The following is a 17,463-nucleotide window of genomic DNA, read 5'->3' as shown; positions in this document are numbered from 1 at the left end:
CCTACACAAACTTACCGATCAAGTTTCATTGCATAACCTCTACGAGGCTGATGGTGAGAAAGCCTCGGGGTTAATTTTGAGACTGTTCCATCTTCACTGAGCGGCAGGTTTGGGCAGATAACGGCAGTCGACCAGCGGTACCCCTGGAACCAGCTTGCCAGCGGTGAGTTGGTTCAGTGGGGAACGGTGTCAGGTGTGGAGCCCGCACTTTGGGTCTTGCACACATCCAGGCGGCTTGCGGCTCCAAAGGTTCGCGCATTCGTCGACTTCATGTGTGACAAATACTCGGACATGTCTCTTGTTCTGAGGGGATAGACCCCATTAAGCCTGACCCGGGTGCCAACTATTGGCCGACTCTGTTGAAAAAGTCGACTTTCAACAGAATCGACCGGCAACGGACGATGGCGAACCCATAGCCAGCAACGCCGCTTTTCATAAAACCCGTTACGCCCCCACCATCGCGGAAAACGCTGCCCGAATCTTCTCCTCAGGCAACTCATCGGCAATGAACACGATCACGCTTTCGCGTTTTTCGTCTTCTGCCCATTCGGTATCCCAGTCGAAGCCATAGAGTTTCAGCACGCCCTGGAACACCATTCTCCGGGGCTCGCCTGCGATATTGAGCACGCCTTTGTAACGCAGCAGTTGTTTGCCGTGATCTTCGAGCAGTTCGTTCATGAACTCGCTGAGCTTGTCGATATCCAGCGGTTTGTCGCTGCGCAGCACCAGGCTGGAGATGCGGTCGGCGGATGTTCCAGCCGGGGCAAGCGGGCGCAGGGTGACGCCACCACCGAGGTCGGCGTTGAGGTTGAAGCCTCTGACATCCAGCAATTCGGCCAGATCGATCTTGCCGTGTTCAACGATACGAATCGGTGCGCGGCGGTTGATACGGGTCAGGCGGGACGAGAGAGCCTGGAAGGCTTCTTCATCCACCAGATCGCGCTTGCTCACCAGCAGGCGGTCGGCGAAGCCTATCTGTGCCTGGGCGATGGTCTGGGCCAGGTGGGTGTCGGCATGGGCAGCATCCACCAGCGTGATGATGCCGTCGAGGATGTAGCGCTCGCGCAGTTCTTCATCGATGAAGAAGGTTTGCGCAACGGGAGCCGGATCGGCAAGCCCGGTGCATTCGATCACCAGTCGGTCGAAGGCGATTTCACCGCTGTCCAGTCGTTCCAGCAGCAGGTACAGGGCTTTGGTCAGGTCGGTGTGGATGGTGCAGCAGACGCAGCCATTGGACAACGTCATGACTTGCACGGGGTCTGTGCCGAGCAACTGGCTATCAATGCCGGCATCACTGAATTCGTTTTCGATTACCGCGATTTTCAGGCCATGTTCGGCCTTGAGCAAATGGCGCAGCAGAGTGGTCTTGCCTGCTCCCAGAAAGCCGGTCAATACGGTTACGGGGATGGGTTGCGCAACAGTCATGTGTACTCCAGCAATTCAATATGTCCGGTATATCGCCTTCCCGGATGAATCCGGTCCTACAGAGTAATACCGATCAGTCCTGCAGAGACCTGTAAAAACGACAACGCCACAGGTATTGGCCTGTGGCGCGTCGATTCAGACAATAACGCAGATCAGAGGGTCAGCAACACTTGGGACCACCCTTGCCGCCGTAACGAGCCTCTTGTCGTTCCCGAAAGAACTCCTCGTAGCTCATCAACGGCTTGTCCGGGTGTTTGGCCTGCATGTGTTCGACATAGGTGTCGTAGTCAGGCATACCCACCATCAGACGCGCGGCCTGACCGAGGTATTTCCCGAGGCGACTCAGGTCATTGAACATGGGCTGATCCTCTCTTCATGACCGTTATCACACCTGTGATCCCGGAGGCATGGCCTGGTATGGCATTTCCTTGTCGCTGCGCTCTTTCTTGATCCACGCCGCACGGCCGACTTTCAGCGCGTAGAACAGGATGCTGGACACGACGAACAGGAACAGGATAGTCAGACCGGCGTTGGTGTAAGCGTTGAAGATCACGTGCTGCATCTGGTCCATGGTCTTGGCCGGAGCCAGGATCTGACCGGCATCCGCTGCGGTGCTGTACTTCTTGGCCAGTGCCAGGAAGCCAATGGCAGGGTTGGAGTCGAACAGCTTGATCAGGCTCGCGGTCACGGTGCAGATCAGCAGCCAGGATGCAGGCAGCAAGGTCACCCAAACGTAACGCTGACGCTTCATCTTGATCAGCACGACACTGGCAAGCATCAGGGCAATACCGGCCAGCATCTGGTTGGAGATACCGAACAGCGGCCACAAGGTATTGATGCCACCCAGCGGGTCGATCACACCTTGATAAAGCAGGTAACCCCACAGTGCGACGCAGCCACCTGTACCAATGGCGTTGGCCACCCAGGACTCGGTGCGCTTGAGAGCAGGTACGAAGCTGCCCAGCAGGTCTTGAAGCATGAAGCGACCGGCACGGGTACCGGCGTCCACAGCAGTCAGGATGAACAGGGCTTCAAACAGAATCGCGAAGTGGTACCAGAACGCCATGGTGTTTTCACCCGGCAGGACCTGGTGCAGGATCTGCGCGATACCGACCGCGAGGGTCGGAGCACCACCGGCACGGGCCAGGATGGTGTTCTCGCCGATATCCTTGGCCACAGCGGTCAGTTGCTCGGGCGTAATGGTAAAGCCCCAGTTGCTGATGGTTTGTGCCACAGACACCACATCACTGCCCACAATTGCAGCCGGGCTGTTCATGGCGAAGTACACACCCGGCTCGATCACCGAAGCGGCAACCATGGCCATGATGGCGACGAAGGACTCCATCAACATGCCGCCGTAACCGATGTAGCGGGCGTTCTTTTCGTTATCCAGCAGCTTGGGCGTGGTGCCCGAGGAGATCAGTGCATGGAAGCCCGACACCGCACCACACGCAATGGTGATGAACAGGAACGGGAACAGCGCGCCTTTCCAGACCGGACCTGTACCGTCGGTGAACTGGGTCAGAGCCGGCATTTTCAGCTCGGGTGCCAGAATCAGGATGCCGATGGCCAGCGCGACGATGGTACCGATCTTGAGGAAGGTAGAGAGATAGTCACGCGGTGCGAGCAGCAGCCATACCGGCAGCATTGCCGCCACGAAACCGTAGCCCACCAGCATCCAGGTGATTTGCACACCGGTGAAGGTAAACATGGGGCCCCAGACCGGATCCGCAGCCACCGAGCCGCCTATCCAGATGGAAAGCAGCAGCAGAACCACGCCGATGATGGAGATTTCACCAATGCGACCCGGGCGGATGTAGCGCATGTAAACGCCCATGAACATCGCGATCGGGATCGTCGCCATGACCGTGAACATGCCCCACGGGCTTTCAGCCAGGGCCTTGACCACGATCAGCGCCAGCACCGCAAGGATGATGATCATGATCAGGAAGCAGCCAAACAAGGCAATGGTGCCGGGAATGCGGCCCATTTCCTCACGAACGATGTCGCCCAAGGAGCGACCGTTACGGCGTGTGGACAGGAACAGGATCATGAAGTCCTGTACCGCGCCCGCCAGAACCACACCGGCAATCAGCCAGAGTGTGCCGGGCAGGTAACCCATCTGCGCGGCCAGTACCGGGCCGACCAATGGGCCTGCGCCTGCGATGGCTGCGAAGTGGTGTCCGAACAGAATGTGCTTGTTGGTCGGCACATAGTCCAGACCATCATTGTTGACCACGGCCGGGGTTGCCCGCAGCGGGTCGAGTTGCATGACATGGTTAGCGATGAAAAGACTGTAGTAACGATAAGCGACCAGATAAATAGCTACAGCAGCGACCACGATCCACAAGGCATTGATTGCCTCGCCACGACGTAGTGCCACCACCCCCAGGGCACAAGCCCCAATAATTGCGAGAAGCAGCCAAGGCACGTGGCGCATTAGGCTATTGTTATTTTTCATTTTCTTATTCCAGCAGAGTTGACTAGAAGGCAAGCACTCCGAGTTTAGCCCTGTCAGAGCGAAAGGCCACCCCCAACGATGGTCTAGAACACTTTTGACAGGTCAAAACTCAAATATCTGACTCGCACGGGGCCAGATTCCTGCCGTCGCGTACACCAGACAATAAAAATCGCCCACAGGCTGTTCGGCAACCCCGTTCAGGTCTATCGTGCGTAGACAAGGGTGCCATTATCAATGGCATGTCCGCTGGCTCACATGTCAGTCGATACCACGAGAGCTCACTTGATGACCGACTCCCCCTCAGATCGCCGTCGCTTCAAGCGCATCGCGTTCGATGCCAGGACCGACCTCAACCAGGGCAGCAACAACTGGAAAGTGCAGTTGCTCGACCTCTCTCTGAAAGGACTCCTCATCGAAAGGCCGGAACCCTGGACGGGTGACCCGAACGAGCATTTCCTGGTCGACATCCATCTCAGCGACGATGCCTACGTGAAGATGGACGTGAAGCTGACCCATGACGACAACCATCACCTGGGGTTCGTCTGCCTGCATATCGGACTGGAATCGATCAGCCATTTGAAGCGGCTGGTGGAGCTTAATCTCGGGGATCCGGCAGAGCTGGATCGTGAGCTGGCGGCGTTGATCGAGATTTGAGTCCGAGACTGAGTTCCGATCAAAATCACTTTGTGGGAGGCAGCTTGCTGGCGACTTCAGCGTACAGACGCATAATATCTGTCGATTTCAAGGCCTTTTTCGCCAGCAAGCTGCCTCCTACAAGTTTGTTTTGGCCTTGACTGATCAGCCCTACTCGAACAACGCATCCAGCGCCTGTTCCAATCGGGTGACCGCAATGATCTGCAAACCGGCTGGCGCTTCCTTCGGTGCGTTGCCCTTGGGCACGATAGCCCGCTTGAAGCCATGCTTGGCGGCCTCTTTCAGGCGCTCCTGACCGCTGGGCACCGGCCTGACTTCGCCGGAAAGCCCCACTTCCCCGAACACCAGCAGATCATGAGGCAATGGCCGGTTGCGCAGGCTGGACATGACAGCCGCCATCAACGCCAGGTCAGACGCGGTCTCCAGCACTTTCACCCCGCCCACCACATTGAGGAACACATCCTGGTCGTGGGTCGGGATTCCGCCATGGCGATGCAAGACCGCCAGCAGCATGGCCAGACGATTCTGATCCAGCCCCAGCGTCACCCGACGCGGGTTGGACATGTGACTGTCATCCACCAGCGCCTGCACTTCCACCAGCATCGGGCGCGTGCCTTCCCAGGTCGCCATGACCACGCTGCCGGGCACTTCTTCCTGAGCACGGGTCAGAAAAATCGCTGACGGGTTGGAAACTTCCTTGAGCCCTTTGTCCGTCATGCCGAACACGCCCAGTTCGTTGACGGCGCCGAAACGGTTTTTCACCGCCCGCAGCAAACGCAGTCGTCCATCCGATTCGCCCTCGAAATAGAGAACGGTATCCACCATATGCTCCAGGACACGGGGCCCGGCCAGCGCACCTTCCTTGGTCACATGGCCGACCAGGAAAATCGCCGTGCCGCTCTGCTTGGCGTAACGCACCAGCAGGGCAGCGCTTTCACGCACCTGCGCCACGCCACCGGGAGCGGATTGCAGTTGCTCGGTGAAAATCGTCTGGATGGAGTCGATCACCATGACCTTGGGATGCTCGACACGCGCCGTGGCGATGATCGACTCGATACAGGTTTCGGTCATCACTCGCAGTTTGTCCTGAGGCAACCCAAGACGCCGAGCGCGCATGGCCACCTGTTGCTGGGACTCTTCGCCCGTTACATACAGGGCTGGCATGCGCTCGGCGATATTGCACAGGGTTTGCAGCAGAATCGTGGATTTACCGATACCCGGATCGCCACCGATCAATACGACAGAGCCGTCCACAAGGCCGCCGCCGAGGACCCGGTCCAGCTCGTTGGAGTTGGTCGAGAAGCGTGGAATCTCTTCGACACTGACTTCGGCAAGGGTCTTGATCTGGGCCTGCGAGCCTGCCCAACCGGTACGTCCGCTGGGCGCAGCTGCCGCGCCGCTTTCCAGCATGGTTTCAACCAGCGTGTTCCAGGCGCCGCAATCACTGCACTGGCCAGCCCATTTGGGAAAAGTCGCACCGCACTCAGTGCAGCCGTACAAGCGTTTGGCCTTGGCCATGACAACCCCAGTCGTAAAAAGCAGCATGATAACGCAGCAAATGCCGCGCCGCCGGAACTCGGTTTTTGCCGATCCGGATAAAACTTACCGCACCAACCCCGGTCGATTGCACATGTACACAGCAGGATACACATTGCTCCATTACACTGAATCCGGTCATCTCCCTCTGTAACAAGGAATCACCCATGAGCGTACTAAGCGAATTCAAGGCCTTCGCCGTCAAAGGTAACGTGGTCGATATGGCCGTGGGTATCATCATTGGTGCAGCGTTCGGCAAGATCGTTTCGTCATTCGTCGGTGACGTGATCATGCCACCGCTGGGCCTGTTGATCGGCGGCGTGGACTTCAGTGATCTGGCCATTACCCTGAGAGCAGCCGAAGGTACGACGCCCGCCGTGTTGCTGGCTTACGGCAAGTTCATCCAGACCGTTCTCGACTTCGTCATCGTTGCCTTCGCAATCTTCATGGGCGTCAAGGCCATCAACCGCCTGAAACGCGAAGAAGCCAAGGCCCCGACTCTGCCGCCGACGCCGTCCAAGGAAGAAATCCTGCTGGGCGAAATTCGTGATTTGCTCAAGGAGCAGAACAAGCCAGCGGCGCCGGTTACTGTGGACCCTGGTCGTCCAGTTTGAAGCAAGACTGTGGGAGGCAGCTTCAGAAATCGCCAGCAAGCTGCCTCCCACAGATTCGCGAATGACTTACCAGTAATTCTCCACCACAACCTGCCCTGGCCGACGGGTCAGGTTCAGTTGCATGTTCCGCTGTTTGAGCACGGCCCTTGTGTCGTCGATCATCTGCGGATTGCCGCAGATCATCACCCGCGAATGCTCGGGCGTCAGCTCGACACCTGCAGCACGTTCCAGCGCGCCATTTTCGATCAGGCTAGTGATGCGACCATGCAAGGCGCCGGGGTGCTGTTCGCGGGTTACGGTGGGCAGGAACAGGAACTTGTCGGCGTACTCGGCCAGATAATCCCGCTGCATCAACTCGGCAATCAGTTGTTGATAAGCCAGCTCCCTGGCCTCACGGGCGCTGTAGACAAGGATGATCCGCTCGAATTTATCCCATATCTCGAAGTCCTGAAGGATCGAGAGAAAAGGGGCAACGCCCGTGCCTGTGGATAAAAGCCACAAGTCTCGTCCATCGACAAAGCGGTCAGGCGTCAGATATCCGGTCGCCAGTTTCTCCACCAGCAAGGTGTCGCCTTCGCGCAGACGACTCAACTCACTGGTGAACTCCCCGTTTGGCACCACGATGGAGAAGAACTCCAGAAACTCGTCATGAGGCGCAGAAACCATGGAATACGCGCGCCATACCGTGCTGCCGTCGGCCTTCGTCACGCCAAGGCGAGCGAACTGCCCGGCACGAAAACGGAACCCGGGATCGCGGGTAGTACGCAGGGTGAACAGGTTGTCGGTCAACGGCGTCACACGCAGCAGTGTTTGCCGGGTGAACTTGTCTTCGCTGGCGGTCATGGGACGCTTCTGACTCCGGAGCTGGAAAAGGCCTCTAGTGTCCCCCAAAGCGCGCTCGATAAACACCGGCTGTTTGTAGTGCTTTGAGCGACTCCCACACAGGCGATTTAGAGTATTTGGTTCTTGGGCCGGTATTCATTAGTTGAAAGCCTGTACTGCCTGAAAAGCCGCAACCAAGCTCCCATCAGCGTTCCAGCCATAAAGACATCCCTTTGGATACATAAAAGCCATCACACCACTCGTCTAGATAGCCACAACCGCAATTTGTACTCGATGGATTTTTTCTAGACTGCTTAAACAATACGAAACATCTCGCCATCAAAGGCATGGAGGCGATCATGGGATCCATGGAACTCAACTCACCATCCCCATCTCACGCAAAAAACCTTACCCATCGAGAAATCGAAATCCTCAAATGGTCCGCAGAAGGCAAGACAGCGGGCGACATCGCAATCATCCTGAGCCTGAAAGAGCGCACCATTCATTTTCATATCGCCAGCGCGATACAGAAAATGGGGGTTTGCAACAAAACGGCTGCGGCCGTGCAGGCCGCCTTGAGCGGGATGTTCTGAGGAAGTCGGCCATCGGCCACCAACATGGAGGGTGCCAAACAGTAAAAAGCACGTAAACTTGCCGATCTCAGCGAGCCCATCCGATGCAGGGCTCGCATGACATACGTCGATTGCCCCAGAGTTTTTGTGCCCATGCCCGTGCTGACCAGTCCTTTCGCTCAACTTGATCTCATTCGCCAACCCGAACAACAAGATGAGCCCTTGCAGGCATTCGACGCGGCTGACGAATACTTGCTCAATTACGTGGCAGAAATCGGCCTCACCCTTCAGAGCAAGGTGCTGGTACTCAACGATAGCTTCGGCGCACTGGCCGCAAGCCTGGCGCAGCATGCAACGGTGGTCAGCAGCACCGACTCGTATCTGGCGGCACAGGGTCTGGAAAAGAACCTGACCCGCAACGGCATGGCCTACGACGCCGTACCCGTGATCCCGGCCAGCGAGCCGCTGACCGGCCCTTTCGACTGGGTGCTGATCCGGGTTCCCAAGACAATGGCTCTGCTGGAAGAACAGCTCGTTCGTCTGCAAGGCCAACTGGCTCCGGATGCGCGAGTGATCGCAGCGGCAATGGTCAAGCACTTGCCGCGCTCAGCCGGTGACCTGCTGGAAGAATATATTGGACCGGTACAGGCATCGCTGGCCGTGAAAAAGGCACGCCTGCTGTTCTGCACGCCAGAGCCTGGAGAGGTCCTGAGCTCGCCTTACCCGACTCGCTACACGCTCGATCAACCCGCCATCGAGCTGGTCAATCATGCCAACGTGTTCTGTCGCGACAGCCTGGATATCGGCACTCGGGCCTTCCTGCCTTATCTGCCCAAAAACCTCGGCTCGGCCAGAGTCGCCGATCTGGGTTGCGGCAACGGTGTACTGGCAATCGCCAGTGCTCTGGATAACCCGGATGCTCATTACACGCTGGTAGACGAGTCGTTCATGGCCGTGCAGTCGGCCGCCGAGAACTGGCAAGCGGCGCTGGGAGATCGCGAGGTGGTGATTCGTGCCGGCGATGGCCTGGCCAGTCAGGATCTGGACTCTCTGGATGTGGTGCTCTGCAACCCGCCCTTCCATCAGCAACAGGTGGTCGGTGATTTCCTGGCCTGGCGCATGTTCCTGCAGGCGCGGGCATCGCTGGTGGTCGGTGGCGCGCTGTATATCGTCGGCAACCGCCATCTGGGCTATCACAGCAAACTGGCGCGCTTGTTCCGCGGTGTTGAGCAAGTCGCCGCAACACCCAAGTTCGTGATTCTCAAAGCCCGTAAATAGACCTCAAAAAAAACCCTCCGCGAGGAGGGTCATGAAGCCGTGTCCACGAAACACGGGATGGGAATTCAGCGCATGGCAATCAGTGGGTGGTCAATCCCGCTGCGTTCATGAACATGCGCATCAGGCTGGCCACGATGAACAGCGCAAAGACACTGCCTGCCCAGATACCGGCCAGCCAGGCCAGCCGCTGCCAGAGCGGCTTGTTCATCGCTGGATCCTTGTCGTGCATGGAATCTTTGCCAGACATCGCCAATCTCCTCTGATTTAAAAATGAGGCGCTGTACGAAATGTTTTCGAGCGAAGGTGAGGCAAGGCAAAAACAGGCGAGGAAGCGGAGTTTACTGGGTGTAAATGAGCATTCCGAGCCTGTTTTTAACGCCGCATCACCGAGCGCAGATACATTTCATACAGTGCCTAGTGATAACCGTCTTCAGCAGTCACCTTCCCGCGAAACACGTAATAACTCCAGAAGGTGTACCCCAGAATGAACGGGATGATGAACAGCGTGCCCACCAGCATGAAACCCTGGCTCTGAGGCGGAGCCGCAGCGTCCCAGATGGAGACTGACGGCGGAATGATATTGGGCCACAGGCTGATACCCAGCCCGCTGTAGCCCAGAAAGATCAGCAGCAGTGTCAGCAGGAACGGCGTGTAATGGGCATTGCGGGCCACCGCCTTGAACAGGCCGTACATGGTGACCAGCACCAGAATCGGCACCGGCATGAACCAGAACAGGTTAGGCAGGGTGAACCAGCGCTGCGCAATGTCCGGGTGTGCCAGCGGAGTCCAGAGGCTGACAATGCCAATGACCGCCAGCATTACCAGAGCCAGAGGACGCGCCAGGTCATGCATCGCCTTTTGCAATGATCCTTCGGTCTTCATGATCAGCCAGGTGCAACCCAGCAGCGCATAAGCCACGATCAATGCCAGACCGCAAAACATCGGAAACGGTGCCAGCCAGTCCAGTGAGCCACCGGCAAACTCGCGATTGACCACCGGAATGCCTTCGATGAAAGCCCCAAGCGCTACACCCTGAAAGAAGGTCGCAACCAATGAGCCGCCAATGAAAGCCTTGTCCCACAGGTGACGCTTTTCTTCCGTGGCCTTGAAACGGAACTCGAAGGCCACGCCGCGGAAAATCAGCCCCATCAGCATGAAGATCAGCGGCAGATAGAGTGCCGACAGCACCACCGCATAGGCCAGGGGAAAAGCGCCGAACAATGCCGCGCCGCCCAGTACCAGCCAGGTTTCATTACCGTCCCAGACCGGGGCGACGGTGTTCATCATCACGTCGCGGTCGGAGCTGTCTTTCATGAACGGGAAGAGAATCCCGATACCCAGGTCAAAACCGTCCATCACCACGTACATCATGATGCCGAAGATGATGATGACCGCCCAGATCAGTGGAAGATCGATACCCATGACTCAGTTCCCCTTGCTCAGGCTGTCGAGGTTGTCGCCATCTTCGGAGCCTTCTTCGGCAGCGGAGAGCGGACGGGCTGGCGTGCGTTTCTGGCCGGGACCGCCGGTCGGCGTATGTTCGACGTGTTTCTTCGGCCCTTTGCGCACCAGACGCATCATGTAACCGAGGCCGGCGCCAAACAGCAGGAAGTAGACAACCACAAACAAGACCAGGGTGATGCTCATTTGCGTGACGCTGTGCCCGGACGATGCATCCGCCGTGCGCATCAGGCCGTAGACGACCCAGGGCTGACGACCGATTTCAGTGGTGAACCAGCCAGCCAGGATCGCGATCAGCCCCGATGGCCCCATCCACAAGGTCAGGTACAGGAAAGGACGGTTGCTATACAGCGCATCGCGCTTACGCAGCCAGAGGCTCCACAAACCGGTAAAGATCATCAGGAAACCCAGGCCGACCATGATTCGGAACGACCAGAACACAATGGTCGAATTCGGCCGGTCCTCAGGCTTGAACTCCTTGAGCGCCGGGACTTGCTTGTCCAGGCTGTGGGTCAGGATCAGGCTGCCCAGATACGGAATTTCAACGGCATATTTGGTCCGCTCTTCCTTCATGTCGGGCCAGCCGAACAGGATCAGAGGCGTTGGCTCGTCACCGACGTTCTCCCAGTGACCTTCGATGGCGGCGATTTTCGCCGGTTGATGCTTGAGCGTGTTCAAACCATGGAAGTCACCGACCACAGCCTGCAACGGCGCGACCAGCAAAGCCATCCACATGGCCATCGACAGCATCTTGCGGACCTGAGGCGTATCGCGACCACGCAGCAGGTGCCAGGCCGCCGAAGAGCCGACGAAGAACGCGGTCGCCACGAACGCGGCAATCGACATGTGCGCCAGGCGATACGGGAAGGACGGGTTGAAGACCACCGCAAACCAGTCGGTAGGGATCACGCGACCGTCGATGATTTCAAAACCTTGTGGCGTCTGCATCCAGCTGTTGGACGACAGAATCCAGAAGGTCGAGATCAGGGTGCCGATGGCGACCATGACCGTCGAAAAGAAGTGCAGGTTACGGCCGACACGGTTCCAGCCGAACAGCATCACGCCGAGGAACCCCGCTTCGAGGAAGAACGCCGTCAAGACCTCATAGGTCAGCAGCGGTCCGGTAACCGCACCGGCAAAGTCGGAGAAGCGGCTCCAGTTGGTGCCGAACTGATAAGCCATGACCAGCCCGGAAACAACGCCCATGCCGAAGTTGACGGCAAATATCTTCGACCAGAAATGGTAGAGATCGCGGTAAATGTCGTTGTTGGTCTTCAGCCACAACCCTTCGAGCACAGCCAGGTAACTTGCCAGACCAATGGTGATGGCAGGAAACAGGATGTGGAACGAAATCGTGAATGCGAACTGGATGCGGGCAAGGTCTAGTGCCTCCAAACCGAACATGATTCTTCCTCTATTCAGGTGATACCGGCCTTTGGCAGCAAGCCATCGGCGATTGCCCCACGGTCATGGAGTCCGGCGCATCGGAAGTCTTCTGATGAGTATCTCGATGCTGGTTTCATGCTTTCGGTTCACATTTCATGCGCAAGGGCAATGATGCAGGTCAACCGACGTTAAAAGAGTAGTCCCATTCAGACCCGCAGGTTGTGTGGTCTTTTGCCGCGTGGCGAGTTGCCTCACCCCGAGTGCGCGGTGTTTTCACGGATGAATTCGCCCACACATGGCGTGCGGGGCGGGATGGAGCCATTCACAGAGCAGCAACAGCCGCAACCTGCTGGTATGATGCGCGGCTTTTTCCGACTCGCAAAAATGGCGGGCTGCTGCGTCAGCCTGTGCTTTGCTTCTGGAGTCGAATCATTCACGACGCGGGCCGCGTTACGGAGAGCCAGACATGCTGGAAAGGCTGTTTCAACTCAAGGCACACAACACCAACGTGAGGACCGAGATTCTCGCGGGCGTCACGACCTTCCTGGCCATGGCTTACATCCTGTTCGTCAACCCGAGCATTCTTGGCGAAACCGGCATGGACAAGGGCGCGCTGTTCGTCGCGACCTGTCTGGCCGCGGCCATTGGTTCGGCCGTGATGGGCCTGATCGCCAACTACCCGATTGCCTTGGCACCGGGCATGGGCCTGAACGCCTTCTTCACCTACACCGTGGTCCTGCACATGGGCCATACCTGGCAGGTCGCGCTGGGTGCGGTCTTCATTTCGGCGGTGATGTTCTTCCTGCTGTCGCTGTTCCGGATTCGCGAATGGATCATCAACAGCATTCCCCTGCCCCTGCGCTCGGCGATTGCAGCAGGGATTGGCCTGTTCCTGGCACTGATCGCCCTGCATAACGCCGGCATCGTGGTCAGCAACCCGGCCACCATGATCGGCATGGGCGACCTGAAACAACCGGCTCCGGTTCTGGCGACCCTGGGCTTCTTCCTGATCGTTGCGCTGGATCAGCTCAAGGTGCGCGGCGCAGTCCTGATCGGCATTCTGGTCACTACCCTCGCGTCCATTGCGCTGGGCTTCACACCGTTCGGCGGCGTCGTGTCGATGCCACCTTCCCTGGCTCCGACCTTCCTGCAACTGGACATCATGGGCGCGCTGGACGTGGGCCTGGTCAGCATCATCTTCGCCTTCCTGTTCGTGGATATCTTCGATAACTCCGGCACGCTGATCGGCGTCGCCAAACGCGCCGGGCTGATGGGCAAGGACGGGCACATGCCAAAGATGGGCCGTGCGCTGATCGCAGACAGTACCGCGGCCATGGCCGGCTCGCTGCTGGGCACATCGACCACGACCAGCTACATCGAATCCGCAGCAGGTGTCAGCGCCGGTGGCCGTACAGGCCTGACCGCCATCGTCGTCTCGGTACTGTTCCTGCTGGCATTGTTCTTCGCGCCACTGGCCAGCAGCGTGCCTGCTTTCGCCACGGCACCGGCATTGCTGTTCGTCGCAGTGCTGATGGCGTCCGGCATGGCTGAAATCGACTGGGACGACCTCACTGTCGCGGCCCCCGTGGTGATTACCGCCCTGGCCATGCCTTTCACTTACTCCATCGCCAACGGCATCGCCTTTGGCTTCATTTCCTGGACAGCAATCAAGCTGCTTTCGGGACGCGGGCGCGAGCTGAACTCGGCGCTGGTGATCCTGTCGATTCTGTTCGTGATCAAGCTGGGCTGGTTCAACGCATGAGTGTTCCTTTCGATCCCGCGAGCTACGACCGTCAGCTCGAAGAAAAAGCCGTCCGGTTGCGTGAGCTGCTGGCTCCCTTCGACGCACCCGAGCCGCAGATATTCGACTCGCCGCGCGAGCATTACCGCCTGCGTGCCGAGTTTCGCCTGTGGCGCGAAGACCAGAAGCGCTATTACGCGATGTTCGCCCCCGGCGACAACAAGACGCCGATCCTGCTCGAAGGCCTGCCCATCGCCAGCGAACGTATCAATGCGTTGATGCCTGTTCTGCGCGAGCGCTGGGAGGCCAGCCCGACGCTGAACCACAAGTTGTTTCAGGTGGACTTCCTGACCACCCTGGCCGGGGACGCCATGATTACCATGTGCTACCACCGCCCTCTGGACGATGAATGGCAAGTCGAAGCACAGGCATTGGCGGCAGAGCTGAATGTCAGCCTGATCGGCCGCTCCAAAGGCCAGCGTCTGGTGATCGGCCACGATTATGTGACCGAAAAACTGGAAGTCGCCGGTCGCACGTTCAGCTATCGCCAACCTGAAGGCGCGTTCACCCAGCCAAACGGCACGGTGAACCAGAAAATGCTCAACTGGGCTTATGACGCGCTGGGCGAGCGTGATGACGATTTGCTGGAGCTGTATTGCGGCAACGGCAACTTCACCCTGCCGCTGGCCACCCGCGTGCGCAAGGTACTGGCGACCGAAATCAGCAAGACCTCGGTGAATGCCGCGCTGAGCAACCTGGATGATAACTCGGTGGATAACGTCACGCTGGTGCGCCTCTCCGCCGAAGAGCTGACCCAGGCGTTGAATGACGTACGGCCTTTTCGCCGTCTGCAGGGCGTGGACCTGAAGAGCTATGAGTTCGCCAACGTGTTCGTCGACCCGCCACGCGCAGGCATGGACCCGGACACCTGCGAGTTGACCCGCCGTTTCGAGCGCATCCTGTACATTTCCTGCAACCCGGAAACCCTGGCCGCCAACATCGCCCAATTGCACGACACGCACCGGATCGAGCGTTGCGCGCTGTTCGACCAGTTTCCTTATACGCACCATATGGAATCAGGGGTTTTGCTGGTCAGGCGTTGACTGCCCTTTCGCGAATGAATTCGCTCACACCTTGCAGGAACGAATTCATTCGCGAACAACACCACACAAAACTATTTAGTTACTTCATGTGTAGCGCTCCATCGGCTAAGGTATAACGCCACCCGCGTATTCACCGCTTCGATGGATATCTGTCTTGAGTTCTGAATCCCCCGCCTCATCAGTCAAACTGTCCCGCGAGCCAGGCTTCATCAATTTCATCCTTGCACGGCTGTTGGCGGTCTTCGCCATGCAGATCCAGGCCATAGTCGTGGCCTGGCAGGTCTATGACATGACCCGCGAGCCGATGGCGCTGGCCTATGTGGGTCTTGCCCAGTTCATCCCCATGTTGCTGCTGCTCATGCCGGCCGGGGATCTGATCGATCGCTACAACCGCAAGCTGATCCTGAGCATAAGCTGGGCGGTGCAGGCGCTGTGCGGGCTGATCCTCTTACTGTTTTCAGCGCTCAAGCTGCAAGACCTGCGCCTGATCTACGGCGCCCTCGTGCTCTATGGCTGCGCCCGTGCATTCACCGGGCCTGCACTACAAAGCCTGCTGCCACAGATCGTGCCACGTGAAAAACTCGCCTCGGCCATCGCCACCAACAGCGTCATCATGCGCTGCTCCACCGTGGCCGGGCCATTGATCGGTGGGGGGCTGTATGCGCTGGGCGGCGCAGAACTGACGTATTCGACCTGCGTGGTTTCGTTTCTGGTCGGCATTCTGTGCCTGAGCCGCGTCGCAACTCCCTTCGCGGGCAAACCTGTGGATCTGGGCGACGGAGCCTGGCAGCGCTTTACCGCAGGCATTGCCTTCATTCGCTCGCGCCCGATCATTCTGGGCACCATTTCTCTGGACCTGTTCGCGGTCTTGCTGGGTGGCGTGGTAGCACTGCTGCCGATCTACGCCCATGAAGTCCTGCATCTGGGGCCGCAAGGGCTGGGTGCGCTGCGCGCCGCCATGAGCCTGGGCGAACTGGCCACCGGGGTTTACCTGAGCATGCGGCCTCTGGATCGCAATGTCGGCATGACCATGTTCCTGGCGGTAGGTGTGTTCGGCGTGGCGAATCTGGTATTTGCCCTCTCTACCCTCTTCTGGCTGTCCTGCCTTGCCCTGCTGATTGCCGGGGCCGCGGACATGGTCAGCGTCTATATTCGTTCGGCTCTGGTGCAGTTCTCGACACCGGATGCCATGCGCGGTCGGGTCAATGCGGTCAACATGCTGTTTATCGGCTCATCCAACGAGCTGGGTGAGTTCCGCGCAGGCACCAGCGCGTCCCTGATCGGCCCGATCCCCGCTGCGATCATGGGTGGTCTGTGTACGCTGGGTGTCGTCGGTGCCTGGATGGTCGGCTTCAAAAGCTTGCGGCGAGTGAATCACTTTGCCGATGCGTCGCCGCCTGTAGAGAACGAGCAACGGGCAAAACCGGTGTGACACCCGATGAGTCCATACAGTTGGACGGCCGGACTGGCGGAGTGACGTATCACCAGCAACACTCTCTAGAGTTCAGCGGAGGACTTCCAGAATGCTGTGGAAAAAAGGCCGACGCAGCGACAACGTAGTCGATGCCCGCGATGGCAGTAGCGGCGGTGGCGGCATGCGCATCGGTGGCAAGGGCCTCAGCCTGGGCGGCGTGGTGATTATCGTCGCCTTCGGTTTGCTGACTGGCCAGGACCCGATGCAGATCCTCGGGCAACTCACCGGGGAAATGACGCAACAATCCCCTCAAGTCAGCCCGCAGACCCGACAGGCACCGCCCGCCAACGATCAGCAGACCGAGTTTGTGCGCAGCATTCTTGGCGACACCGAAGATACCTGGCGCGCCGTGTTCGCTCAGAACGGTCGCCAGTACAAGGACCCGGTTCTGGTGCTGTTCCGCGGTCAGGTAAACTCGGCGTGCGGTTTTGCGACCTCTGCCACAGGCCCTTTCTACTGCCCGGCCGATCAGCAGGTTTATCTGGACCTGGAGTTTTTCCGCGAGATGTCCCAGCGCTTTTCAGCCGCCGGAGATTTCGCCCAGGCTTACGTCATCGCCCATGAAGTAGGCCATCATGTGCAGACCCTGCTGGGCATTTCAGCCAAGGTCCAGGCGGCTCGCCAACAAGGTCAGCGCATGGAAGGCAACAACGGCCTGCTGGTCCGCCAGGAGTTGCAGGCCGACTGTCTTGCGGGGGTTTGGGCCTACAACGCACAAAAGCGTTTGAACTGGCTTGAGCCGGGTGATATTGAAGAGGCACTGAATGCGGCAAACGCCATTGGCGATGATCGCTTGCAGCAGCAAGGCCGTGGCCGGGTCGTACCGGATTCCTTCACCCATGGAACGTCCGCCCAGCGAGTACGCTGGTTCAAGACCGGTTTTGCACAAGGCCACATCAACCAATGCGATACATTCGCCGCCAAGAGTCTCTGAGC

General features: G+C 58.5%; 16 protein-coding genes and 1 pseudogene. 9 read left to right on the top strand and 8 right to left on the bottom strand.

From position 1 onward, the window contains the following. Positions 1 to 138: 138 nt before the first annotated feature. Positions 139 to 315 (top strand): annotated as a pseudogene (locus JL015_RS12880) (LysR family transcriptional regulator); the annotation flags it as partial. Between the two features lie 129 nt (positions 316 to 444). On the opposite strand, the gene yjiA reads toward JL015_RS12880, so the two are convergent. From yjiA to JL015_RS12865, 3 genes are all read right to left on the bottom strand, one after another. After that, positions 445 to 1,425 carry a GTPase gene (yjiA, locus tag JL015_RS12875; RefSeq protein ID WP_201018714.1) on the bottom strand — a complete coding sequence of 327 codons (981 nt, stop codon included), beginning with the start codon at positions 1,423 to 1,425 and terminating at the stop codon, positions 445 to 447. A gap of 160 nt (positions 1,426 to 1,585) precedes the next feature. Beyond that, a complete protein-coding gene (locus tag JL015_RS12870; protein WP_201006376.1) occupies positions 1,586 to 1,783 on the bottom strand; it encodes a YbdD/YjiX family protein in 198 nt (65 codons plus the stop codon). A 27-nt stretch (positions 1,784 to 1,810) separates the two neighbouring features. Then, positions 1,811 to 3,886, bottom strand: coding sequence for a carbon starvation CstA family protein (locus JL015_RS12865; protein ID WP_201018713.1), 2,076 nt, complete (start codon positions 3,884 to 3,886; stop codon positions 1,811 to 1,813). 285 nt (positions 3,887 to 4,171) lie between these two features. Here JL015_RS12865 and JL015_RS12860 point away from each other — a divergent pair, with 285 nt between their 5' ends. After that, positions 4,172 to 4,540 carry a PilZ domain-containing protein gene (locus JL015_RS12860; protein WP_201018712.1) on the top strand — a complete coding sequence of 123 codons (369 nt, stop codon included), beginning with the start codon at positions 4,172 to 4,174 and terminating at the stop codon, positions 4,538 to 4,540. 150 nt (positions 4,541 to 4,690) lie between these two features. Here JL015_RS12860 and radA read toward each other — a convergent pair whose 3' ends face one another. Then, a complete protein-coding gene (gene radA / locus JL015_RS12855; RefSeq protein WP_201006382.1) occupies positions 4,691 to 6,058 on the bottom strand; it encodes a DNA repair protein RadA in 1,368 nt (455 codons plus the stop codon). A 185-nt stretch (positions 6,059 to 6,243) separates the two neighbouring features. On the opposite strand from radA, the gene mscL reads away from it, so the two are divergent. Next, positions 6,244 to 6,690 carry a large-conductance mechanosensitive channel protein MscL gene (mscL, locus tag JL015_RS12850; RefSeq protein ID WP_201018711.1) on the top strand — a complete coding sequence of 149 codons (447 nt, stop codon included), beginning with the start codon at positions 6,244 to 6,246 and terminating at the stop codon, positions 6,688 to 6,690. A gap of 66 nt (positions 6,691 to 6,756) precedes the next feature. On the opposite strand, the gene JL015_RS12845 is transcribed toward mscL, so the two are convergent. Continuing rightward, a complete protein-coding gene (locus JL015_RS12845) occupies positions 6,757 to 7,533 on the bottom strand; it encodes a ferredoxin--NADP reductase (protein ID WP_201018710.1) in 777 nt (258 codons plus the stop codon). 338 nt (positions 7,534 to 7,871) lie between these two features. Between JL015_RS12845 and JL015_RS12840 the strand changes: the two genes are divergently transcribed. Further along, the gene (locus tag JL015_RS12840; RefSeq protein ID WP_201006388.1) at positions 7,872 to 8,105 is read left to right on the top strand and encodes a helix-turn-helix domain-containing protein; all 234 of its coding nucleotides are present in this window, start codon (positions 7,872 to 7,874) and stop codon (positions 8,103 to 8,105) included. A 132-nt stretch (positions 8,106 to 8,237) separates the two neighbouring features. Then, positions 8,238 to 9,362, top strand: coding sequence for a methyltransferase (locus tag JL015_RS12835; protein ID WP_201018709.1), 1,125 nt, complete (start codon positions 8,238 to 8,240; stop codon positions 9,360 to 9,362). Positions 9,363 to 9,441: 79 nt separating this feature from the next. On the opposite strand, the gene JL015_RS12830 is transcribed toward JL015_RS12835, so the two are convergent. The 3 genes from JL015_RS12830 to JL015_RS12820 form a co-directional block, all read right to left on the bottom strand. Continuing rightward, the gene (locus JL015_RS12830) at positions 9,442 to 9,609 is read right to left on the bottom strand and encodes a DUF2474 domain-containing protein (protein WP_201018708.1); all 168 of its coding nucleotides are present in this window, start codon (positions 9,607 to 9,609) and stop codon (positions 9,442 to 9,444) included. A gap of 167 nt (positions 9,610 to 9,776) precedes the next feature. After that, positions 9,777 to 10,784 (bottom strand): cytochrome d ubiquinol oxidase subunit II, encoded by a 1,008-nt coding sequence (gene cydB / locus JL015_RS12825; protein WP_201006391.1) that lies wholly within the window; start codon positions 10,782 to 10,784, stop codon positions 9,777 to 9,779. A gap of 3 nt (positions 10,785 to 10,787) precedes the next feature. Next, a complete protein-coding gene (locus JL015_RS12820) occupies positions 10,788 to 12,227 on the bottom strand; it encodes a cytochrome ubiquinol oxidase subunit I (protein ID WP_201006393.1) in 1,440 nt (479 codons plus the stop codon). A 448-nt stretch (positions 12,228 to 12,675) separates the two neighbouring features. On the opposite strand from JL015_RS12820, the gene JL015_RS12815 reads away from it, so the two are divergent. The 4 genes from JL015_RS12815 to ypfJ all read left to right on the top strand — a co-directional run bounded on the left by JL015_RS12815 (position 12,676) and on the right by ypfJ (position 17,461). Continuing rightward, complete coding sequence (locus JL015_RS12815; RefSeq protein WP_201018707.1) at positions 12,676 to 13,971, top strand: NCS2 family permease; 1,296 nt, start codon at positions 12,676 to 12,678, stop codon at positions 13,969 to 13,971. Continuing rightward, complete coding sequence (trmA, locus tag JL015_RS12810; RefSeq protein ID WP_201018706.1) at positions 13,968 to 15,053, top strand: tRNA (uridine(54)-C5)-methyltransferase TrmA; 1,086 nt, start codon at positions 13,968 to 13,970, stop codon at positions 15,051 to 15,053. Before JL015_RS12815 ends, trmA begins: the two co-directional genes overlap by 4 nt. A 154-nt stretch (positions 15,054 to 15,207) precedes the next feature. Continuing rightward, positions 15,208 to 16,485 (top strand): MFS transporter, encoded by a 1,278-nt coding sequence (locus JL015_RS12805; RefSeq protein ID WP_201018705.1) that lies wholly within the window; start codon positions 15,208 to 15,210, stop codon positions 16,483 to 16,485. A 91-nt stretch (positions 16,486 to 16,576) separates the two neighbouring features. Further along, positions 16,577 to 17,461, top strand: coding sequence for a KPN_02809 family neutral zinc metallopeptidase (gene ypfJ / locus JL015_RS12800; protein ID WP_201018704.1), 885 nt, complete (start codon positions 16,577 to 16,579; stop codon positions 17,459 to 17,461). Positions 17,462 to 17,463: the final 2 nt, after the last annotated feature.

Source organism: Pseudomonas cichorii (genome assembly GCF_015471405.1).
Classification (GTDB): Bacteria; Pseudomonadota; Gammaproteobacteria; order Pseudomonadales; family Pseudomonadaceae; genus Aquipseudomonas; species Aquipseudomonas serbiensis.
This window is presented reverse-complemented; position numbering and strand designations above follow the sequence as displayed.